The sequence below is a fragment of the Tsukamurella sp. USMM236 genome (assembly GCF_037148755.1).
GTDB lineage: Bacteria > Actinomycetota > Actinomycetes > Mycobacteriales > Mycobacteriaceae > Tsukamurella.
Genome location: NZ_JBBCSS010000004.1, coordinates 245,134 through 266,106, shown reverse-complemented (window position 1 = coordinate 266,106; position 20,973 = coordinate 245,134). Strand labels below are relative to the sequence as shown.

Below are 20,973 nucleotides of genomic sequence, written 5' to 3'. Positions count from 1 at the left end.
TCGGCGTAGTACGGGTCGATGAGGACGGGGCTGCCGTCCGCGCGGAGCATGACGTTCGACGGGTTGGTGTCGAGCGGCCCGCACCACGGCAGGTCTCGGAGCGCGTTCTCGTGGACCCGGCCCACGACGGCCGCCAGCTCGGCGACCTCCTCCGTCCCGGCCGCGATGGACCGATGGAAGGCCTCCGCCGCGCCCTGCGGGGCCTCGGCGAGCCGCTCCATCACCTGCAGGTCGCCGCCTCCCGCCAGCCGGCGGTGCGCGTGCAACACGGGAACCTGCCCGGTGCCGGCCGCCTCCCGGTACAGCGTCGCGCTGTACGGCCCGACGGGGTCGAACGGGCTGATCCGCGCGACGAGGGCACCATCGGGCGAGGCCAGCGCGACGGCCCAGTCCCCGGCCCCGCACCGCTCCCAGCCCGCGGCCGCGAAGGCGGCCTCCGCGGCGCGATGATCGGCGCCGGACGGCAGGTCGACGGGGAGCGGGTCCATGGCCCCAGTGTGCCCGGCGGCGTCGGCGGCGGGCCCGTCGCCGCGGATCAGGGCGGCCTTCTGCACCTTGCCCATCGCGTTGCGCGGCAGTGCGTCGACGAAGCGGATCTCGCGCGGACGCTTGTGCCAGGACAGCTCGCCGGCGACGTGCGCGACGAGCGCCTCGGCGTCCGCGTCGCTCCCGGGTGTCGCGGCCACGTACGCGACGATCCGCTGCCCGAGGTCGGCGTCCGGCACGCCCACGACGGCGACCTCGCGGACCTCCGGCCGGGCGAGGAGTGAGGTCTCGATCTCGCCCGCACCGATCCGGTAGCCACCGGACTTGATGAGGTCGACGGACTCCCGCCCGACGATGCGGTGGAACCCGGCCCCGTCCTTGACGGCGACGTCGCCGGTGATGAACCAGCCGTCCTCGGTCCACGACGCGGCGGTCGCGTCCGGCCGGCCCAGGTAGCCCGCGAACAGCATGGGGCCGCGGACTTCGAGTCGTCCGACGCTCTCGCCGTCGGCCGGCACCTCCGCGCCGTCCTCTCCGCGGAGCCGGGTGTCGACGCCGTCGACGGCGGAGCCCACCCACCCGGGGCGGCGCTCGCCGTCGGCGCGGGTGCTCAGCGTGATCATCGTCTCGGTCATGCCGTACCGCTCGATCGGCGCGTGGCCGGTGAGTGCGCGCAGCCGCTCGAAGACGGGCAGAGGGAGCGGGGCGCTGCCGGACACGAGCAGCCGCGCGTCGGCGAGTGCGCGGGCGGACGCCTCGTCCGCGGCGATCCGCCCCCACACGGTGGGGACGCCGAAGTACATCGTGGCCGGTGTCGCGGCGTACCGCTCGGGCACGGCCTTCCCGGTGTGCACCACGCGGGACCCGATGTGCAGCGAGCCGAGGATCCCGAGGATGAGCCCGTGGGTGTGGAACAGGGGCAGCCCGTGGGCGACGGTGTCGCGGTCGGTCCAGTCCCACGCCTCCGCGAGCGCGTCGATGCCGGCCGCGATCGCCGCACGACTGAGCAGCACGCCCTTCGGGGCGCCCGTGGTGCCGGAGGTGTAGAGGATCATCGCGACAGCGTCGTCGTCCGGCTCCGCCTCCTGCGCCGGAACGGATCCCGTGTCCGGGACGACCTGATGGACGGGCAGGTCCACGTGCTCGCGCGGCTCGCCGACCCAGGCGGTCGCCGCGGAATCCGCGAGGATGTGGGCGATCTCGGCCGAACCGGCGTCGGGCGGGACCGGTACCGCGGTGATGCCGGCTAGGAGGCAGCCGGTGACGGCGACGACGGTCTCCAGGGTCGGCGTCGCGCAGATCGCGACGGGGCCGCGGGTGTCCAGGGATGCGGCGAAGGACAGGGCTGACGCACGCAGTTCGGCGCGGGAGACGCTGTGGCCGTCGACGGTGACCGCCCGCGGATCGTCGGCACGGGTGCGATCGAGGAGGGCGGCGAGCAGAGCAGTCATGAGAACACCATTCCTGGGACGATGAGGACGAGCGTGAGGACGATCGGGCCCGCGACGACCATGGACAGGCCCCAGCGGGTGAGCAGCCGCGTCATGCGCGGCCGTTCGGCCTCGTCGACGGTGGTGGCGACGTAGGTCGCGCCGACGGTGGAGAAGGGCGAGACGTCGACGATCGACGAGCACACGCCGATCGCGCAGATCAGGGCCCAGCCCGGGATGCCGCCGTCGGCGATGAGCGGGAGCGCGAGGGGGACCAGGGCGGCCAGCATGCCCGTGGTCGAGGCGAACGCCGAGATCAGGCCGGCGGCGGCGCAGAGCAGGAGGGCCGCGACGAGCGGGGAGCCGAGGTGGACGGCCTGCTTGCCGAGCAGGTCGACCACGCCGAGCCGGGTGAGGACGCCGACGAAGGTGATGATGCCGCCGACGAGGAGGACGGAGCCCCAGTCGATCCGGGTCATGGCCTGCTTGCCCGCGACGGGATCGACGAGGGCGAGGACGGCGCCGAGGGCGAAGCCGAGGACGCCGATGTCGGGCTCGAGGCCGCTGACCGAGAGCGCGATGACAGTACCTACGAGGCCGGCCATGGCGACCACGGTGAGGAGCTGGATCGGTGTCGGCCGGCCGGGGCGCGCCGGCTCGGCGGCCGGACCCTCGTCGACGGCGAGGGTGGTCTGGCCGGATTCGGAGAGCGCGGCGCCGCGGGCGACCATGGCCTCCGCGAAGGCGGGCGTGCGGCGCTCCGCGCGTGAGCGTCCGAAGAGGGCGTAGGCGACGGCGACGAGCACCAGGTTCACGGCGACCGCGACGCCGAACAGTAGGAGCGGGCTCAGCGGGATGCCCGCGGCGTCGGCGGTGCCCCAGGTGATGATGCCGAACAGACTGGTGGGCGCGAAGGCGCCCGCGCTCAGGCCGGCGCCCATGGCGAGCGCCATGAGCATCGGATCGATGTTCCGGCGGTGCGCGATGCTCATGCCCATCGGCGCCATCACCAGGCCGCCGAGCGGGGCGCCCATCGCCGAGAGCGCGGCGGTGAGGACGAAGAAGACGACCGGGAAGAGCTTGTCCCGCCCGCCGACCCGGGCGAGTGAGGACTCGATGAGCCAGTCGACGGTGCCGTTCGCGTGCGCGACGCCGAAGAAGTAGGTCACCCCGACGAGCAGCACCAGGATGGACAGGGGGAACCCCGCGACGACGTCCTTGAGCGCCATGTCCGCGACCCAGAGCCCGACGCCGCACGCGGCCGGGAACATGACGATCCCGATGTTCACGTTCCGGGCGGCGGACAGGGCGAAGATCGCGACGAACACTCCCAGCGCTATCAGTTGTGCTGACACGGGGACCTCTTTTCCTATCGGTCCACTGTGTGGCACAATGGACTACTGTATGGACCAGCGGGATGTAATGTAGGTCACGACCGAGGAGCGGGGCAAGGGAATGGCGACGAACAGTGTGGTCTCGGCGTTCAAGGTGCTCGAGGCGGTGGCGCGGATGCAGCCCGTGGGGCTCTCCGAACTCGCCCGCGCGGTGGAGCTCCCCAAGAGCACGACCCAGCGGTGCCTGCTGACGCTCCAGGAGGTGGGGTGGCTGGCGCCCACCGAGGGCAGTCCGCCGCGGTGGCAGATGACCTATCGCGCCATCGCGGTCTGCGGCCGCGCCGGCGTCGGGCGTGGGCTGCGCGACGTGGCGATCTCCACCATGAACGAGCTGCAGCTCGCGACGACGGAGACCGTCCACCTGTGCGCACCGGACGGCGATTCGCTGGTGCTCATCGAGCGCCTGGACACCTCGCACCCGCTGCGCGCCTTCCTGCCGCTCGGAGAACGGATCTCGTTGCACGCCAGCGCGACCGGGCTCGCCTACCTGTCCGCGTGTACGGCGGAGACCATCGACGAGTACCTCGCCGGACCGCTGGTGGCGTCCACGCCGGATTCGATCACGGACCCGGGCCGGCTCCGCGAGGTCCTCGCGGCGGTGGCGGAGCGGGGCTATTCGACGAACGTCGGCGGGCTGTCCGTGGGGATCAGCTCGATCGGCGCGCCGATCCTCGACCACGGCGGGTCCCCGGTCGGTGCGATCTCGGTGTCCGGGCCGAGCAGCCGGCTGGTCCAGGACCGCTTCGACGAGCTCGGGCCTCAGGTCGCCGGCGCCGCCGCGCGGATCGGCCTTCTCCTGCAGTGACTCCCGCGGGTCAGCGCACGCGCAGCCCCTTCGGGGTGCGCGCGAAGCCGGCCGCCGCGAGCGCGCCGGCCAGCGGCGAGGTGAGCGCGGGGGCACCGTCGACCTTCTCGACGGTGAGGCCGCCGAGCCGCGGCGCCGCCCCCGCGAGCGCGGTGAGGGCGGCGTCCGGCGCGTCGGTGAAGGTCAGCAGGGTGCGGCCGCCGCGCTCGACGAACAGCGCGAGCGCACCGTCGACCAGCACGACGAGGGCGCCCGCCTTGCGGCCGGGCCGGGCACCGTCGGGCGTCTCCGGCCAGGGGAGCGCGGCGCCGTACGGGTTGGCGGGGTCGGTGGCCGCCAGCACCAGCGCGGACGCCTCGCCCCGCTCCTGGGCCCGCTCCAGCGCGGACGCCGCGTCGCGCAGCGCGTCGACGGTGCCGCCCCGCGCGAACTGTGCCGCCCCCAGCCGCTCGATGAAGTAGCCGCGCCGCGCCTTCCCGGATTCCTCGAACGCGGCCAGGGTGCGATAGATCCGGGCGAAACCGCCCTCGACGTGCTCGGCCATGACTGCGCCGCGGGTCACCACGCCGTATCGCTCCAGCAGCTGCTCCGCCAGGGCGGCGGACTGCTCCGTGGCGCTCGCCTCCGCCGGCGCGGGCGGCAGCGACCAGCGGCCGGCGACCATGGGCGGCGACTGGTCCACGGCGACGCGGAACCGCGCGCGGGGAGCGCGCCGCGGCGTGCGGTGGGCGGTGGCGCGGCGGCCGCCCGCGAGCCGGGCCCGGACGGGAGCGAAGGTGTCGCCCGTGAGCCGGCCCGCCCACACCAGGTCCCACAGCGCCTCCGGGGTGGCGCCGGCGAGCTGGCGGTAGAAGTACGCGCCGCCGCCACGGACCGCGTCCTCGATCGCCTCGTGCGCCGCGGCGGTGTCGAGCGCGCCCGGCGGGGGCAGGGTGAGCGGCGCGAGATCCGCGGGGTGGAACGCGATCCAGCCGTCCTGCGCGCCGATCGCCCCGTGCCCCGTCCACACCACCTCGCCGGTGCCGGTCAGCTCGTCGAGCATGGCGGGTGAGTAGTCGGCGACGCGCTGCGGCAGCACGACGGACTCCCACGCGGACGCGGGGATCGGAACCCCGGCGAGCTGGTCGATCACGGCGGCGACGCCGTCGATCCCGCGCAGCGGGGCCTTGAGGTGGTGCCAGCCCGCGAGGAACTCGGCGTAGGCCCGCTCGGGCACCGGTTCCACGTCCTGCCGGAGCCGGGCGAGGCTCCGCTGCCGGATGCGGCGCAGCACTTCTGCGTCGCAGAACTGCGGGACCCCGTCGACGCCCGCGTCCTCGCCGTCCGGGACGAAGCGGCCCTCGATCACCTTTCGCGACGCGACCAGTTCGGTCAGCGGGCGCTGCACCACCGCGACGCCCAGGCCGTAGCGCGCGGCGACCTCGGCGGCGGTGAACGGGCCGTGCCGGCGGGCGTACCGGGCGACCAGGTCGCCGACCGGGTCCGGCACGGCATCAGTGAACGCCGACGCGATGCCCGGCTGCAGGGGGACGCCGAGCCCGTCCCGCAGGCGCGCCGCGTCCTCGACGGCGGCGATCCAGCCGTCGCCGTACTCGAAGACCCTTCCCGCGCCGAGTAACTCGTCGACCGCAGAGGGCGCCCCCTCGGAGCGCTCGCCGATCTCGGCGCGCGTGAGCGGGCCCAGCTCGCGGATCAGGTCCGCCACCTGCTCGACCGTGCGCGCCCGATAGCCGGGCGCAGTGCGCTGCAGCTGCGCCGCGATCTCGGCGAGGATCTCGGCGTCGAGGAGCTCGGTCAGCTCGACCCGGCCGAGCAGCTGGGAGAGCACCGCCGGGTCCAGGCTGAGCACGGCGGCGCGGCGCTCGGCCAGCGGCGCGTCGCCCTCGTACATGAACGCGCCGACGTAACTGAACAGCAGCGAGGCCGCGAAGGGCGAGGGCGCGACCGTCTCCACCTCCGCCAGCCGGACGGTGCGCGACTCGAGCGAGCGGTGCACGGCGATCAGCTCCGGCACGTCGTAGACGTCCTGCAGGCACTCGCGGACCGCCTCGAGGACGATGGGGAACTGCGGGTAGCCGCGCGCCACCTCGAGCAGCTGGCTCGCGCGCTGGCGCTGCTGCCAAAGCGGCGCCCGCTTGCCGGGGTCGCGGCGGGGCAGCAGCAGCGCCCGGGCCGCGCACTCGCGGAACCGCGAGGCGAACAGGGCGCTGGATCCCACGGCCTCGGTGACCAGGGCGTCGATCTCGTCCGGTTCGAAGCGGAAGAGCTCGGCGCCGGGCGGGGCGTCGTCGGTGTCGGGCAGGCGGACGAGGATCCCGTCGTCCGTCGCGGTGACCGCGCCGGAGAGCCCGAGGCCGGCGTTCAGCCGCGCGCCGATCGCGAGCGCCCAGGGGGCGTGCACCTTCATCCCGAGCGGCGAGTGCAGCGCCACGCGCCAGTCGCCGAGCTCGTCCCGGAACCGCTCCACCACGAGCGTGCGGTCGGTGGGCAGGACGCCCGTGGCCCGCTGCTGCTCGTCGAGCAGGGCGACGAGATTGTCGGTGGCCCACGCGCCCAGGCCCACCTCCCGGGCCTGCGCGCGCTGCTCGGCGTCGCCGAGCGCGGTGAACTCGCGGGTGAACCGGCCGATGGCGCGGCCCAGCTCGGCCGGGCGGCCTACGGTGTCGCCGATCCAGAAGGGCAGCCGTCCCGGCTGGCCGAAGGCGGGGGAGACCAGCACCCGGTCGTGCGTGATCTCCTCGATCTTCCAACTGGTGGCGCCGAGCGCGAAGACGTCGCCCACGCGGGACTCGTAGACCATCTCCTCGTCGAGCTCGCCCACCCGGGAGGCCTTCTCTCCCACCATGAAGACGCCGAAGAGGCCGCGGTCGGGGATGGCGCCGCCGGAGGTGACCGCGAGCCGCCCGGCGCCGGGACGCCCGGTGAGCGTGCCGGCGTCGCGGTCCCAGACGACGCGCGAGCGCAGCTCACCGAAGTCCTCCGCGGGGTACCGCCCGGAGATCAGGTCGAGCACCGCCTCGTACGCCGAATCCGGCAGCGCGGCATAGGGGTGCGCCCGCCGCACCAGAGCGAGCCAGTCGTGCACGTCCAGCTGGTCCATCGCCGCGGCGGCGATGGTCTGCTGCGCCAGCACGTCGAGCGGGTTGCGGGGGACGACGAGCTTCTCGATGGCGCCCTCACGCATCCGCTGCACCGTGACGGTGCTGTGCAGCAGGTCCGTGCGGTGCTTGGGGAAGAAGACGCCGCGGCTGGGCTCGCCCACCTGGTGGCCCGCGCGGCCCACGCGCTGCAGGCCCGCGGCCACCGACGGCGGCGCCTCCACCTGGATCACGAGATCGACCGCGCCCATGTCGATCCCGAGTTCCAGGCTGGACGTGGCGACGACGCAGCGGAGCCGGCCGGACTTCAGATCGTCCTCGATGATCGCGCGCTGCTCCTTGCTCACCGAGCCGTGGTGCGCCCGTGCGAGCACCGCGTCCGCACCGTGCGTCTGGCCGCTGGCGAGCACCTGCGCCGGGGAGCCGCCCGCGACCGCGGGGTTCGGCGGACCGGCGTGCACGCCCGCGGCCAGCTCGTTGATCCGGGCCGTGAGCCGCTCCGCGAGGCGGCGGGAGTTGGCGAAGACGATGGTGGAGCGGTGCCGCTCGATGAGCTCCACGATGGACGATTCCACGTGCGGCCACAGCGAACCCTGCTGCACCGGCTCGTCCGGATCTTCCGAGACCACGTCCAGCTCCGTCATGTCCGGGACCGGCACCGTGACGGTGAGCTCGAACTCCTTCTGCGACGGCGGGCGCACGACCGTCGCCGGCCGCGGGCCGCCGAGGAACGCCGCCACCTCCTGCGCCGGCTCGACGGTGGCGGACAGCCCGATCCGCTGGGCGGGTTCGTCCAGCAGCTCGTCGAGGCGCTCGAGCGAGAGCGCGAGGTGCGTGCCGCGCTTGGTGCCGGCGACGGCGTGCACCTCGTCCACGATGACCGTGCCAACCTGCGCCAGGGTCTCGCGGGCCTGCGAGGTGAGCATGAGGAAGAGCGACTCGGGCGTGGTGATGAGGATGTCCGGAGGCCTGCGGACGAGCTGCCGCCGCTGCTGCGCCGGCGTGTCGCCCGAGCGCACGCCGACGGTGACCGCGGGCGCCGGCTCGCCCCGGCGCTCCCGGACCCGGGCGATCCCGGCGAGGGGCGCGCGGAGGTTGCGCTCGACGTCGACCGCGAGGGCCTTGAGTGGGGAGACGTAGAGGACCGACGTGCCGCGCGGACCGTCGGACTCCGACGGTGCGGGGCGGTCCGCGAGCCGATCGAGGGCCCAGAGGAACGCCGAGAGGGTCTTGCCCGAGCCCGTGGGGGCCACGACCAGCGTGTTGTTCCCCTGCGCGATCGACCGCCAGGCGCCGGCCTGTGCCGCGGTGGGCGCGGCGAAGGACTCGGCGAACCATTCGGCGGTGGCGGGCGTGAACGCCCGGAGGGCGTCCGGCATGGGTCCATCATGGCGCAGCCCTCCGACATGTGGCCGCGGCCGGAATGCCGCACGTGTGCATCGGTCGGTCGCAAAGCCGTCGGACCGCCGCGAGTTCTGCTTCAATCGCAAAGGACAGGTGTTGGAACGGGCCGTTCGGGCGACCGCCGGCCCCGGTGAAGGTGGTGCGGAATGAGTGGACCCAGGGTCGTGTGCCCGGCCGGCGAGATCAGCGGCGCATTGGTGGGAGGTGTCGCGCGGTACCTCGGGATCCCGTACGCCAAGCCCCCCGTGGGGGAGCGCCGCTTCGCGCTGCCCGAGCCGGCGGATCCGTTCGACGGTGTCTTCGAGGCCACCGCGTTCGGGCCGACGCCGCCGCCGTCGATGGAACTGCCGCAGCCCTACACCTACCCGGTGATCGAGGGCGACGACTGGCTCACGCTCAACGTCTGGGCGCCGGCCGATGCGCAGCCGGGCGACGCGCTCCCGGTCTACGTGTGGATCTACGGTGGCTCGTTCGCCATGGGCAACACCGCGCAATCGCTCTTCGACGGGACCGCCTTCGCGCGCGACGGCGCGGTGTACGTCTCGGCGAACTACCGGGTGGGCCTCGAGGGCTTCACGCACCTGCCGGACGCCCCCGACAATCGTGGCCTGCACGACCAGCTGCAGGCGCTGCGCTGGGTGCAGGCGAACATCGCCGCGTTCGGCGGCGACCCCGGGCGCGTGACGATCGGCGGCGAGTCCGCGGGCTCGATGTCGGTGTCGTCCCTCGCGACCACGGAGTTCGCCGGAAAGCTGTTCCATCAGGTCATCTGCGAATCCGGCATCGGCGTGGCGGCCGACGTGCCGACGGCGGCGAAGCTCGCGGACCCGCTCAAGGCCGCGTTGGGCCTGCACCTGACCGCGAAGGCGCTGCGTGAGAAGGACCCTCGGGAGTCCGCCGCCGCCGTCGCGAAGGTGCTGCGCAAGCTGAGCCCGCACAACGTGCTCACGCTGTTCCCGCCCGTGATCGACGGCGAGCTGCTGCCCGAGAACCCGGTGAGTCGCCTGGCGAAGGGACCCGTGCCCGTCCGGATGATCATCGGCAACAACCACAAGGAGTCCGACTTCTGGCGAGTGTTCGGCGAGTTCGTGCCCGGCGACAATCCGCTCAAGGCGCTCGACGTGCTGCTGCGCCCGTTCGGCGACACGGCGCCGATCGTGGGCGCGTACCGGAAGGTGTACGGCGACACGCTCACACCGGGCGAGATCGTGCTGGAGCTGCTGTCCGACGGTGCCTTCGGCGGACCCAGCTACGCGGCGCAGCGGGGACAGGGCGAGAACTGCTACGCCTACTACTTCACGTGGCCGTCGAGCGTGCACACGAAGTCGGCGATGCACACCCTCGACCTCGGTTTCGCCTTCGACAACGTGGCCGACCCTGGCTTCGCGATGTACGCGGGCGACGCCGCGCCGCAGGCCCTGGCCGACGACATCCACGGGCGCTGGATGGAGTTCATCGCCACCGGCGTTCCGGGACAGGACTGGCGGCCGTTCGGCTCCGAGGCCGACGTCAAGGTGTTCGGGCCGCCCGCCACGCGGAACCTGGACGCGTTGGGCTCCTGGCAGTACTGACGTCCGGTGTGTCGCCGGGCACACGCCCGGCGACACACCAGTGATTGTTGTTGTTTGTGTGACTCATGTGATTCATGATGTTCAGGAGGTACGGACCTAAGGAGCAGGAATGACCACGCACGTCTCGTCGAACAGCCACCGTCGCGCCTGGGTCCGGGGTGCCGTCGCTGCGGCGGCCGTCGCCGTCGGCATCAGCGGCACCGTGGCTGCGGTAGCCAGGGCCGACCAGCAGGTCGGCCGCTTCCTCGTCAAGGGCCAGATCGAGGTCTCCTACTTCGCGACGGGCGGGCCGTCGACGTGGGGAGTGCCGCTCATCGCCGAGACGAACGCCGGCCGCGGCGGCAAGTTCCAGACCTTCAAGAACCAGGCCTCGTTCTACTGGCACCCCGGCGCCGACGGGGGCAACGCCCACCAGATCGGCGGCGCGATCCGCGCCAAGTGGGGCGAGAACCGCTGGGAGAACGGCCCGCTGGGCTACCCGACCACCGACGAGCTGCAGTCCCGCGGCCCGTTCAACGCCGTCACCGGCGCGATGAACGCCTTCCAGGGCGGCGTGATCTACTGGTCGCCCGCGTCCGGCGCGTGGCCCGTGTGGGGCGAGATCCTGGTGAAGTGGAGCGCCGACAAGCGCGAGTCCGGCAAGTACGGCTACCCGACCGGCCCCGAGATCCGCACCGGCAGCACCTTCTCCCAGACCTTCCAGCGCGGCGTGATCACCTGGCCGTGACGGCCGGCGCGTCCCCTCCGACCGGGTAGGCCTCCGCCCCGCCGTCGGCCCGGCGCGGTGCGCCGCGGGCGTTCCTACGCTCGGAGGATGATCGATGTCCTCGCCCCGCAACGGCCCGGAACCTGGTCCGACGGAACGGTGACCGTGTCCCGGTCGGCCGAGCTCGACGGGGCGCTCGTCACCGTCGAACGCGCGGGCGGGCGGGTGCACCTGCGGCACCGGCTGCGGCCCGAGCACCTGCGGGACTCCCTCGCGGCGCGCCTCGCCGCCGTCGCGGCGCCGCGCACCGTCGACGAGTTCGAGCGGCTCGTCGTGGGCGCGGTGCGCAGCACCGTCGACGCCGCGGACGCGGCCTGGCTCACCTACTACCGCAACTCCCTCGCGGACCTCGAATCCGGCTGCACCCCTTTCGCCCCCGTCCACGCCCGTGCAGAGGAACTGTTGGAGGGGGATTCGCTGCTCGACCTCGGTTCCTGCTTCGGCTTCTTCGCGCTGCGCGCGGCCCGCCGCGGGTGGCGCGTCACCGCCTCGGACCTGTGCCCCGGCGCCATGGACCTGCTCGCGCGGGTCGCTCCCGACCTCGGGGCGCCGCTGCGCACCGTCGCCGCGGACGCCGCCGCGACCGGCCTGTCCGACGGGTACGCCGACACCGTCACCGCCCTGCACCTGCTCGAGCACGTGCCGCCCGCGGCCGGGCGCGCGATCCTCGCCGAGGCGGTGCGGCTGGCCCGCCGCCGGGTGATCGTCGCGGTGCCCTACGAGGACGAGCCCGACGCCCGGTACGGGCATGTGCGCACCTTCACGGCCGCGGCGCTGCGCGACCTCGGCGCCGCGACCGGCCTCGGCTTCTCGGTCTCTGAGCACCACGGCGGGTGGCTCGTTCTCGACCGGTGACGCTCGCTAGATGATCCCGCGCTTGCTGGCCTCGTAGGCCGCCTCGGTGCGGCGGCTCACGCCCAGCTTGCGCAGCAGGTTGCTGACGTGGAACTTGACCGTGGTGGGCGAGATGAACAGTTGCTCGCCGATCCGGCTGTTGGAGTGGCCCTTCGCCAACAGGCGCAGCACCTCCAGTTCGCGGACGGTCAGGGTGTCGTCGGGCGCGCCGCCCGCGAGCGTCCGCACCACGGCGACGGCGGTGCGCGAGTCGAAGGCGCTCTGCCCGCGCGAGACCGACCGGATGGCGCTCACGAGCTCCGTGGTGTCGACGTCCTTGACCACGTAGCCGCGCGCACCGGCCTGGACGGCCTCCACCACGAGCCGCTCGTCGAGGAACGTGGTGAGCACGAGCAGCCCGATCTCCGGGTGCGCCGCCGTGAGGTCGCGGCACAGGCTCAGGCCCTCGAGTTCCGAACCGCCCGACAGCTTCAGATCGATGACCATCACGTCGGGCCGCACGTGTTCGGCCACCGCGCGCGCCTCGGCCCGGGACACCGCCTCGCCCACGACCTCCAGGTCGGGCTCCCGCTCCAGCACGGACCGCAGCCCCTGCCGCAGGATGGCGTGGTCGTCGACCAGCACCAGCCGCGACCGCTCCGTCCGTTCCTGCGTCTCCGTCACGATTCCTCCTCCACCGGTAGTGCCACGTGCACGCGGACGCCGCCGATCCGCGAACGCCGGATCGCGAGCCGCCCACCGCATTCCGCGGCCCGCGCGGCCATGTTCGCAAGGCCGCGCCCGTGACCGTCGAGGTCGCGCTCCCGGCTGGTGGCGAGCGCGGAGCGCAGTGCCGCGGGATCGCCCGCACCGTCGTCGTCGACGGCGAGCTCGACGACGTCCGGCCCGTACCGCAGGGAGACCACCGCGCGGGTGGCCTCGGCGTGGACGGCGACGTTGAACAGCGCCTCGCCCGCGATCCGCAGCAGTGCGTGATCGACGGCAGCGGGCAGCTCGCGGGTCTCGCCGCGCACCCGGACCGAGACGGTCAGCTCGTCGGGCTCGTGTACGACGCCGAGCCGCCGCAGCATCTCCGGCAAGGCCGCGTCCTCGTGGTCGTGACTGTTGCCCAGCGTGTAGATCGCCGCGCGCAGTTGTTCCACGCCTCGCCGCGTCATCTCCTTCGCCAGGTCGAGCCGCTCGGCGCGCTCCGCCGCGGGGATGTCGCTGCGGCACACCTCGATCTGCATGCCCGCGGACAGCACGGCCTGCGTGACGCTGTCGTGCAGCTCGCGCGCGATGCGGTGCCGCTCGTCGTCGAGCACGCGCTGTCGCTGCGCCACGCCGAGCTCGCGCTGCGTGCTGATGAGCTCCGCGTTGCGCACCGCGAGGTCGGCGGCCGTCCGCCGGGCCTGCGCGTGGGCCTGCTCGGAGCGGGTGAGCAGCGTTGCGATGCCCTCGTAGAGTGCCGCGTTGTGCAGCGCGACCGCCGTCTGGCTGGCCAGGATGCTCAGCACCGCGGCGTCGGTGCCGTCCAGCTCGCGTCCCTCGGGCACCCACGCGGCGATCGCGCCGACCACCGCACCGTCGAGCACGAGCGGCACGAACGCGTGCCGCCCCTCGAGGGACGTCCGGTCCGACACGGTCGCGGGGTCCCGGATCCGTTCGAGGCAGTCGACGACCTCGTAGGGCAGCGGCGGGCCGGTGACCCGGTCCACGAGATACGGGATCCCGTCCGGGCCCAGCACGAGGCGTCGCATGCCCGCGGCCGTCAGCCGGCCATCGGTGAGCGCGAAGACCACCCAGTCGGCGCGCAGGTGCTCGCGCGCCACCTCCGCGACCGAGCACACGAGCGTCTCCGGGCCCTCGACGGTGCGCACCAGCGCGCCCGCGATGAGGTCCAGCGCGTGCAGCACGCGCTCGGCGCGCTCGACCGCCCCGCGGTACTGCGGGTAGTAACTGCTCTTGCCCGACCGCAGGCCGGTGAGCGCGGCGAGGTCGGATTCGGCGGTCACATCGCCGCCCGGAAGAGCTCGGTGATCTCGCCGACCGTCGCCGCCCGCGGGTTCGTCGTCATGCACGAGTCCTCGAGACTCTGCGCGGCCAGGCGCGGGAGAACTTCCTCGGGCACGCCGAGCTCCGACAGGCCCCGCGGGACGCCGACCTCCCGCGCCAGCTCCTCGACCCGGTCGGCGACGGCGGCAGCCGCCTCCGCGGCCGGCGCCTGCTGCTCGTCGAGCCCCATCCCGGCGGCGATCGCCACGTACGGCGTCGGATCGGCGGCGGCGTTGAACCGCACCACGTGCGGCAGCAGGATGCCGTTGATGACGCCGTGCGGCTTGTCCAGGAGCCCGCCCACCTGGTGGCTCATCGCGTGCGCGGCACCGAGGATCGCGTTGGTGAAGGCCATCCCCGCCTCGAGGCTGGCCTGGGCCATCACCAGCCGGGCCGAGATGCTGCGCGGGTTCGCCATGCTCGCGGTCAGGGATTCGGAGACCAGGCCGACGGCCCGCAGCGCGTGGTGGTCGGTGAGCGGGTTGTGCGCGAGCGAGACGTACGCCTCCACGCCGTGCGTGAGCGCGTCGAGGCCGCTCGCCGCGCCCAGCCACTCCGGCATCGTGGTCAACAGTCGCGGGTCGATGACGGTGACGTCCGGGACCAGTGCCCTGCCCAGGATGGTGACCTTGGTGGCCCGCTCGGTGTCGGTGACGATGCAGAACTGGGACACGTCGGCGCCCGTGCCCGCGGTCGTGGGAACCATGACCGTCGGCGGGATGGGGCGGGTCACCCGGTCCACGCCCACGTAGTCGAGGATCCGGCCTCCGTTGGTGGCGAGGATCGCCACGCCCTTCGCCGCGTCCATGACGGACCCGCCGCCGATGCCGAGCACCACGTCGCAACCCGCCTCGGCGTACCGCTCGAAGGCGGCTGCGACCTCGTGGTCCTTCGGATTCGGCGTCACCGCGCTGAAGACCTCGGGCCGCAGCCCGGCGTCGCGCAGGTGCCCGAGGAGCTCGGCGACCCAGCCCGCCTCGATCAGCCCCGGGTCGGTGACGAGCAGTGGGCGCACCGCGCCGAGGCGGACCGCCGCGTGGGCGGCCTCGCCGAGGGAGTCGACGCCGAAGACGATCTCCGGGGCGTGGAACTTGACGGTGCGCGGCACCTCCCGGGACACCAGCGGCATCATCGCGGCGCGCTGATCCGGGCCGGCGGCGGGGCGATCATCGAGGTGGTTCACGGGCTGCTCCTCAATGGATCGATGTGACCCATGTTACGTCAGCCCGGGGTGCCGGCGGCGGGCCGTTCGCAGGGGCGGGTACCTGCCCGATCGGGCAGGTACCCGTCAGCGCAGCGCGTTCCCGAGCTCCGCCGCCCGCGCGATCAGCTGGTCCGCGTCGCGGGCGGTGACCACCGCGTCGCAGTGCTCGCGGTAGACGGGCATCGCGCACGTGGCCTGCGCCCAGTACCGCTCCGGCTCGGGCGTGATCCAGGCCAGCCGGTGCACCCGCCGCCGAAGCTCCGCGAGGTGTTCGGCACCGTCGGGCAGGCCACCGGAGCGCCCGTCGCCCACGATGAGCACCGACGTGCGCCGGGTGAGACCGGCGGGCGCCGTGAGCAGTTCGGCGAAGACCCGGGCGTAGTCGCTGGAGGCCTCGAGGTCGATCCCCGGGTCGGCGAGCACGCGGGCGAGGGCGTCGTCGCCCGCGCCGGGCAGGAGGGCTTCGGTCACGTCCACCGGCCGGTCGACGAAGCCGTAGACCTCGCACCGCGCGGTGCGCCGCCGGAGCGACTGCGCGAGGCGCAGGACGAACGCGGTGACCGGCCGCACCGAGAGCGACACGTCCGCGAGGATCAGCAGCCGCAGCCGGTCGGGGCGGGGGACTCGGGTGGCGAGACGGAACGGGACGCCGTCGGTGCGCTGCGCGGTCCGGGCGGTCGCACGCAGGTCGAGCCGGCCGTGACCGTGGTAGCGCACCCGCTCGCGGGGCGCGCCGCGCATGCGGCGCAGCACCTCGTGCACCGCCAGTTCCAGCTCGGCGTGCGGGCGCGATTCGACCTCGCCCGGCGGCCCGGGCGGGGTCTGGCCGGCCGCGGCCAGCGCCTCGACGAAGGCGCTCAGCGCCGCAGCCAGGCGGTCCGCGGTGGCCTGCGTGAGCTCCTGTTCCGGTCCGGCGTCGGCGTAGACGCGGCTCGGGTCGTAGCGGTCCAGCCAGGCCAGGATCGCCGCCGGATCGTCCCAGCGCAGCGTGCCGGACGCGGCCATCGCGGCACCGTCGGACAGCGCCCCGACCTCGGCGGTCCCGGCCCGCGCCACGTCGAGGGTGTAGCTGACGCCGCGGCGGCCGCCGTCCTCGGCGGAGACCGCGAGCTCCGCGTCCGCCGCCGCAGTCACCGAGAAGTCGTCGTCGTCCTTGTGCGGGTTGAAGCCCTCGTCCGCCTTGGGGGCGTCGACGACGAGGTCGCCGACCTCCGCGGCCCGCTCGTTGTAGTCGGCGTAGCGGCCGACCTCCGCGTCGGGGTCGAGAACGAGGTCCTCGGGCAGGCCGCCGGTGAGCGCCGCGTGGGCCGGTGCCGCGTCCGGGGCGTCGACGCCGTGCCGCGCGGCGGCGAAGAGCTCGGCGAACGCGGCGTCGAAGCCGGCGTCCTCGTGCGCGTACTTGACGCAGGTCGCCCGCAGGCCCGCGCCGAGTCGAGCCCGGTCGCGGGCCCCGTAGAGCGCCAGCACGCGCCGCACCTCGATCACCTCGGCGGGGGAGGCGCCGACGCCGTGCGCGCGCAGCCGGGTGCCGAACGCCGCCGCCACGACGTCGAGCAGGCCCGCGGTCTCAGTTGCCGCCACGGCCCCGGCCCCCGTGCCCGCGGAAGACGGCCGTCGTGGTGTTGGCGGGGTTCGACGCCACCGTCGTCCGGTCCGGCCGGCCCGTCGCCTCCACCGCACCCGACGGTGCGCCGGCGTCCCGGCTCCGCACCAGGTCCACGTCGGTCGAGTACTTCAGCAGCGCGGCGTAGAGCAGTTCCGGCCGCTCGGCGGGCGCCGTTCCGGTGCCCGCCAGCACGGCCGCGATGCGGGCCGCGTCGATCACCTCCGAGATCGACGGGCTCTTGCGCAGTGGCAGGTCCCGCAGCCGGCCCGCGAGCTCGACCACCTCCGCGACCGCCGCCGGCTCGACCTCGGGGGCGCGCGCGGTGACGATGTCGCGCTCGCGATCCGCGGCGGGGTAGCCGAGGTGGTAGTGCAGGCAGCGGCGTTTGAGGGCGGCGCTGAGCTCGCGGGTGTCGTTGGAGGTCAACACGACCCACGGCCGGGTGCGGGCGGCGAAGGTGCCGATCTCGGGCACCGTCACCTGGTTCTCCGCCAGGACCTCCAGTAGCAACGCCTCCATCGACTCCTCGGTGCGATCCACCTCGTCGACCAGCAGCACCACCGGTTCCTCCGAGAGGATCGCGGCGAGCAGCGGGCGCGCCGCGAGGAAGGTCTCCGAGTAGAGGCCGAAGTCCTTGGCGGCCAGGTGCGCCGACGCCTGCTCCAGGGTGTCGAAGCCTGCCAGTTCGGTACCGATCCGGTCGCGGAGCATCTGCACGTGGAGCAGCTGCCGTGCGTAGTCCCACTCGTAGAGCGCCCGGCTGTCGTCCAGCCCCTCGTGGCACTGCAACCGGATGAGCCGACGGCCGGCGACCTGCGCCAGCGCCTTGGCGAGCTCGGTCTTGCCGACGCCCGCCGGCCCCTCCAGCAGCAGGGGCCGGCCGAGCACCGTCGACAGGTGGACCACGGTGGCCAGGTCGGGGTCCGCTATGTAGTCCGCGCCGCGCAGCGCCTCCCGCAGCGCGGGCCCGTCGGCGAATCCCGCCTCCGCCGTGGGCGTCTCGATCAAGGCCACCGTGGTCATCTCTGCTCTCCTCCCGAGTCCTCGTGGTGTCAGTACGTGCCGTTGATGCAGTGGTCGACGACGGGGATCATCGACGAGACCGTGACCTCGCGCGGGTTGCCCGGCGTGCACCAGTCGCCCTGGATGTGCTCGGAGATGGCGAGCACCGACTTCTCGTCGCCCTTGATCACCTCGCCTCGGCCCGCGTACTTGCCCGAATTCATCTGGTTCTTCTCGTACGAGTCCGTGCGGATCTGCCCGAAGTTGTCCGGGATGCCCACGTCCTTCGCCAGCCGGATCGCCGCCTCCACAGCCGCGTCCGCCGCCTGCACCGTGGTCATGTTGCGGGTGTCGACCCCCATCGCGACCGCGATCTCGGCGTAACGCTCGTAGCGCGAGGGCAGGTTGTACTCCCACACGCGGGGCAGCGCGATCGCGTTGTTGAGGCCGTGGTGGCTGTCGAAGAAGGCGGAGACCGCGTGCGAGATCGAGTGCACGATGCCGAGGCCGCCCGAGTTGAAGGCCTGCGCCGAGATGTACTGGGCGTTCATCATGCCCTCGCGGGCCTTGAGGTTGCGCGGCTCGAAGGTGGCCTCGCGCAGGTTCTTCGCGACCAGCTCGATGGAGTACAGGGCGTTGCCCAGCGACGGCGCGAAGTCGAGCCGGGAGACGTAGGGCTCACTGCCGTGCGCGAGGACGTCGAAGCCGCAGTACGCCGTGAAGTGCTGCGGGCACGAGTAGTACAGCAGCGGATCGTCGATCGCGAGCGTCACGATGGAGGCCTCGTCGAAGGCCACCCACTTGTGCGGCTTGTCCATGTCGGAGGTGTCGGTGATGACGTACGCCCACGAGGTCTCCGAGCCGGTGCCGGCGGTGGTGGAGACGGCGATGTGGGGCGGGTTCTTCTTGTTGGTGGACTTGGCGAAGCCCTCGAACTCGTTGATGTTGCGGCCGTCGTGCGCGATCACCACACGCGCGCCCTTGGCGGCGTCGTGGCTGGAGCCGCCGCCCACGGAGATGATGCTGTCGCACTTCTCCTTCTCGTACATGGCCGCGGCTTCCATGACGTTGTAGTCCTTGGGGTTCGACTCCACCTTGTCGAACAGGACCACCTCGACGCCCTGGTACTCGATCTTGCCGATGAGCTCCTCGATGATGCCCGAGCCGCGCAGGCCGGTGGTCACCAGCAGGGCGCGCTTGAAGCCGAGGTTCTTCGCCTCCACGCCGATGATGTCGTGCGCGCCGACCCCCATCAGCGCGCGGGGGAAGGGATGGAACTCCTTGATCGGGAAGTCCCAGATCTGGTTCAGCTCGATGGCCATGTCGTCTCTCCTGCGTCTGCGGTCCGGGCGAGATGGCGTGATCCATCTCACAGGGACACTGTGGGCGCGGAGAGTCGTGCGGGGGAGGGCCTCGGGGCGAAACCGTCCGGCCGCCACCCCTGCCCCGTCCGGTCGGGCAGGTGCGGCACCGGCCCGACCGGCGGGCGCTGGGGCGCTCTAATGCGTGCCGGCGCGGAGGTAGTGCCCGGTCTGCTGATCGCGGCCGTAGCCGGGAACGAACTCGCCGAGCCGGAAGACGATGCGGCCGCCGATGCCTGTGGCGACGACGGTCGCGTCGTTGCGGTTGACCATGCGTGAGAGGTCGTCGAAGAACGGCGCTTCGGCCTCGTTGTACGCGTCGACGGTCTCGTCCAGCCGCTCCGGATCGACGATCACGAAATCGGCGCGGTCGCCCTCGCGCAGGAAGCCGGCGTCGAGCCCGAACCAGGCGCCCAGTTCGCCGGTGAGGCGGTGCACGGCCCGGCCCAGCGGCAGCACCGTGCGGCCCGCCTCGTCGGCGTCGCGCATCCGTTTGAGGAAGCGCAGCGGGAAGTTGTAGAAGGCCATGTTGCGCAGGTGCGCTCCCGCATCGGAGAAGCCCAGGTGCAGGTTCGGGTCCTTGGCCATCTCGTCGAGCACCGCGGGGCGGTCGTTGCCGACGGTGGTGGTCCAGCGGACGTTCTTCTCCCCGTTCTCGACGAGGACGTCCAGGAAGGCGTCGAGCGGCGCGATGCCGCGCTCGTCGGCGATCGCGCCGAAACTCCGGCCGATCAGAGACGCGTCCGGACAGTCGACGATGACCGCGTCGTGGAAGTCCTTGTGCCACAGGCCGGGCTTGTGCTTCTTGAGGGCGAACTCGCGCCGGAACCGGCGGCGGTACTCGGTGTCGGCCATGAGCTCGTTGCGCTCGAGCTGGTCCCGGATGTGCAGCGCGGCGGTGCCTGCGCCGAACTCCTCGAAGACCGGCAGGTCGATGCCGTCGGAGTAGAGGGTGAAGGGCAGCGGCAGGTGCTGGAAGGCGACCCGGGAGCCGAAGACCCGGTTGCCGAGCGCGGCGGCGGTGCTGAAGAGGCGGTGCGCGCCGCGGGCGGACTTCGAATCAGCCGCGACCAGCAGGCTCACCGGAACCTTGCGGCCGCGCGCGAACAGCCGGCTGCTGGATGCGAGGAAGAACATCACCACCGTGAGCGGGTTGTTGATGTTGGGCGCGCTCTGCAGGATCCGGCCGCGCTTGCGCAGGACGTTGATGAGGTGCCACCGCTCGTGCCACCAGGCGTAGGTGGAGGGCAGCGCTCGGGAGCGGAAGCGGTCACCGTCGAGCTTGTCGATGGGGGCGTCCATCCCGGACATGCCCACCATGCCGGCGTCGAGAGCGCGGTCGAGCATCTCCGCCATGCGGCGCAGTTCCGCCCGGGACGGGAACGACCAGGTGTCGGTGGCGCGGCGCAGGCCCATCACGGCGGTGCGCAAGTCGGAATGGCCCAGGAACGACGCGACGTTGGGGCCGAGCGGCAGCGAGTCGAGGCGCTTGACGTAGCCCTCGGGTTCGGTCCAGTCCTGGAAGTCCTCCAGCGCGGCGATGACGTGCTTGCGGGGCACCGCCTCGACGCGGCTGAACAGGTCGGCGGCGTCCTCGGGGCGGGCGTAGACGGTGGACATCGAGCAGCAGCCCAGGATCGCGGTCGTCACGCCGTGCCGGACGGATTCGCCGAGTCCGGGGTTGAGGAGGATTTCGGCGTCGTAGTGGGTGTGGATGTCGACGAAGCCGGGCAGGACCCACTTCCCGTTCGCGTCGATCACCTCGGGGCACCCGGCCTCGTCGAGCGGCTCCGCCGAGACGGTGGCGACGCGATCGCCGACGATGCCGAGGTGCGCGCGCCGGGGCTCGGCGCCCGTCCCGTCGAACCAGAGGCCGTCGCGGATCATGAGGTCGTAGCGCATGGGGCTCCCCGCTCGTCGTGTGACGATTGCAAGCGTAATCGATCCCGCGGTCGCG

At 73.0% G+C, this 20,973-nt stretch carries 13 protein-coding genes and 1 pseudogene; 4 read left to right on the top strand and 10 right to left on the bottom strand.

Annotated elements, in window-relative coordinates:
- Window positions 1-533: 533 nt before the first annotated feature.
- Window positions 534-1,937, bottom strand: a pseudogene (locus WFK95_RS15360) (acyl-CoA synthetase); the annotation flags it as partial.
- Window positions 1,934-3,271: an SLC13 family permease gene (locus tag WFK95_RS15355; protein WP_336671178.1), complete on the bottom strand. Its 1,338-nt coding sequence runs from the start codon at window positions 3,269-3,271 to the stop codon at window positions 1,934-1,936. The pseudogene WFK95_RS15360 and the gene WFK95_RS15355, both read right to left, overlap by 4 nt.
- Before the next feature lie 100 nt (window positions 3,272-3,371).
- Here WFK95_RS15355 and WFK95_RS15350 point away from each other — a divergent pair, with 100 nt between their 5' ends.
- On the top strand, window positions 3,372-4,115 hold the full coding sequence (locus tag WFK95_RS15350; RefSeq protein WP_336671177.1) for an IclR family transcriptional regulator: 744 nt from the start codon (window positions 3,372-3,374) through the stop codon (window positions 4,113-4,115).
- A 10-nt stretch (window positions 4,116-4,125) separates the two neighbouring features.
- Here WFK95_RS15350 and WFK95_RS15345 read toward each other — a convergent pair whose 3' ends face one another.
- The gene (locus WFK95_RS15345; protein WP_336671176.1) at window positions 4,126-8,592 is read right to left on the bottom strand and encodes an ATP-dependent helicase; all 4,467 of its coding nucleotides are present in this window, start codon (window positions 8,590-8,592) and stop codon (window positions 4,126-4,128) included.
- 171 nt (window positions 8,593-8,763) lie between these two features.
- Between WFK95_RS15345 and WFK95_RS15340 the strand changes: the two genes are divergently transcribed.
- The 3 genes from WFK95_RS15340 (at window position 8,764) to mftM (ending at window position 11,809) form a co-directional block, all read left to right on the top strand.
- Complete coding sequence (locus WFK95_RS15340; protein ID WP_224647277.1) at window positions 8,764-10,188, top strand: carboxylesterase/lipase family protein; 1,425 nt, start codon at window positions 8,764-8,766, stop codon at window positions 10,186-10,188.
- Between the two features lie 109 nt (window positions 10,189-10,297).
- On the top strand, window positions 10,298-10,915 hold the full coding sequence (locus tag WFK95_RS15335) for an LGFP repeat-containing protein (protein WP_224647275.1): 618 nt from the start codon (window positions 10,298-10,300) through the stop codon (window positions 10,913-10,915).
- Between the two features lie 87 nt (window positions 10,916-11,002).
- Entirely contained in the window at window positions 11,003-11,809 is an 807-nt protein-coding gene (gene mftM / locus WFK95_RS15330; protein WP_224647273.1) for a mycofactocin oligosaccharide methyltransferase MftM, read from the top strand.
- A gap of 6 nt (window positions 11,810-11,815) precedes the next feature.
- Here the strand turns inward: mftM and WFK95_RS15325 are convergent, their stop codons facing one another.
- The 7 genes from WFK95_RS15325 to WFK95_RS15295 all read right to left on the bottom strand — a co-directional run bounded on the left by WFK95_RS15325 (window position 11,816) and on the right by WFK95_RS15295 (window position 20,918).
- Window positions 11,816-12,472, bottom strand: a complete 657-nt coding sequence (locus tag WFK95_RS15325; protein ID WP_224647271.1) for a MadR family response regulator transcription factor — start codon at window positions 12,470-12,472, stop codon at window positions 11,816-11,818.
- Entirely contained in the window at window positions 12,469-13,803 is a 1,335-nt protein-coding gene (locus WFK95_RS15320) for a MadS family sensor histidine kinase (protein WP_308011446.1), read from the bottom strand. The genes WFK95_RS15325 and WFK95_RS15320 overlap by 4 nt, the downstream gene beginning before the upstream one ends.
- Window positions 13,800-14,972, bottom strand: coding sequence for an iron-containing alcohol dehydrogenase (locus tag WFK95_RS15315; protein WP_336671307.1), 1,173 nt, complete (start codon window positions 14,970-14,972; stop codon window positions 13,800-13,802). The genes WFK95_RS15320 and WFK95_RS15315 overlap by 4 nt, the downstream gene beginning before the upstream one ends.
- 159 nt (window positions 14,973-15,131) lie before the next feature.
- A complete protein-coding gene (gene madC / locus WFK95_RS15310; protein ID WP_336671175.1) occupies window positions 15,132-16,628 on the bottom strand; it encodes a MadC family VWA domain-containing protein in 1,497 nt (498 codons plus the stop codon).
- Window positions 16,615-17,676, bottom strand: a complete 1,062-nt coding sequence (locus WFK95_RS15305; RefSeq protein ID WP_336671174.1) for a MadB family AAA-type ATPase — start codon at window positions 17,674-17,676, stop codon at window positions 16,615-16,617. Before WFK95_RS15305 ends, madC begins: the two co-directional genes overlap by 14 nt.
- Window positions 17,677-17,705: 29 nt before the next feature.
- Window positions 17,706-18,977, bottom strand: coding sequence for an NDMA-dependent methanol dehydrogenase (gene mdo, locus WFK95_RS15300; RefSeq protein ID WP_224647266.1), 1,272 nt, complete (start codon window positions 18,975-18,977; stop codon window positions 17,706-17,708).
- Window positions 18,978-19,154: 177 nt separating this feature from the next.
- Window positions 19,155-20,918: an N-acyl-D-amino-acid deacylase family protein gene (locus WFK95_RS15295; protein ID WP_336671173.1), complete on the bottom strand. Its 1,764-nt coding sequence runs from the start codon at window positions 20,916-20,918 to the stop codon at window positions 19,155-19,157.
- Window positions 20,919-20,973: the final 55 nt, after the last annotated feature.

Coding starts and splice junctions, on each gene's coding strand:
- WFK95_RS15295 (WP_336671173.1), bottom strand. CDS start 20,918: ATGCGCTACGACCTCATGATCCGCGACGGCCTCTGGTTCGACGGGACG.
- mftM (WP_224647273.1), top strand. CDS start 11,003: ATGATCGATGTCCTCGCCCCGCAACGGCCCGGAACCTGGTCCGACGGA.
- WFK95_RS15315 (WP_336671307.1), bottom strand. CDS start 14,972: ATGCCGCTGGTGTCCCGGGAGGTGCCGCGCACCGTCAAGTTCCACGCC.
- WFK95_RS15335 (WP_224647275.1), top strand. CDS start 10,298: ATGACCACGCACGTCTCGTCGAACAGCCACCGTCGCGCCTGGGTCCGG.
- WFK95_RS15340 (WP_224647277.1), top strand. CDS start 8,764: ATGAGTGGACCCAGGGTCGTGTGCCCGGCCGGCGAGATCAGCGGCGCA.
- WFK95_RS15350 (WP_336671177.1), top strand. CDS start 3,372: ATGGCGACGAACAGTGTGGTCTCGGCGTTCAAGGTGCTCGAGGCGGTG.
- WFK95_RS15305 (WP_336671174.1), bottom strand. CDS start 17,676: ATGACCACGGTGGCCTTGATCGAGACGCCCACGGCGGAGGCGGGATTC.
- WFK95_RS15345 (WP_336671176.1), bottom strand. CDS start 8,592: ATGCCGGACGCCCTCCGGGCGTTCACGCCCGCCACCGCCGAATGGTTC.
- mdo (WP_224647266.1), bottom strand. CDS start 18,977: ATGGCCATCGAGCTGAACCAGATCTGGGACTTCCCGATCAAGGAGTTC.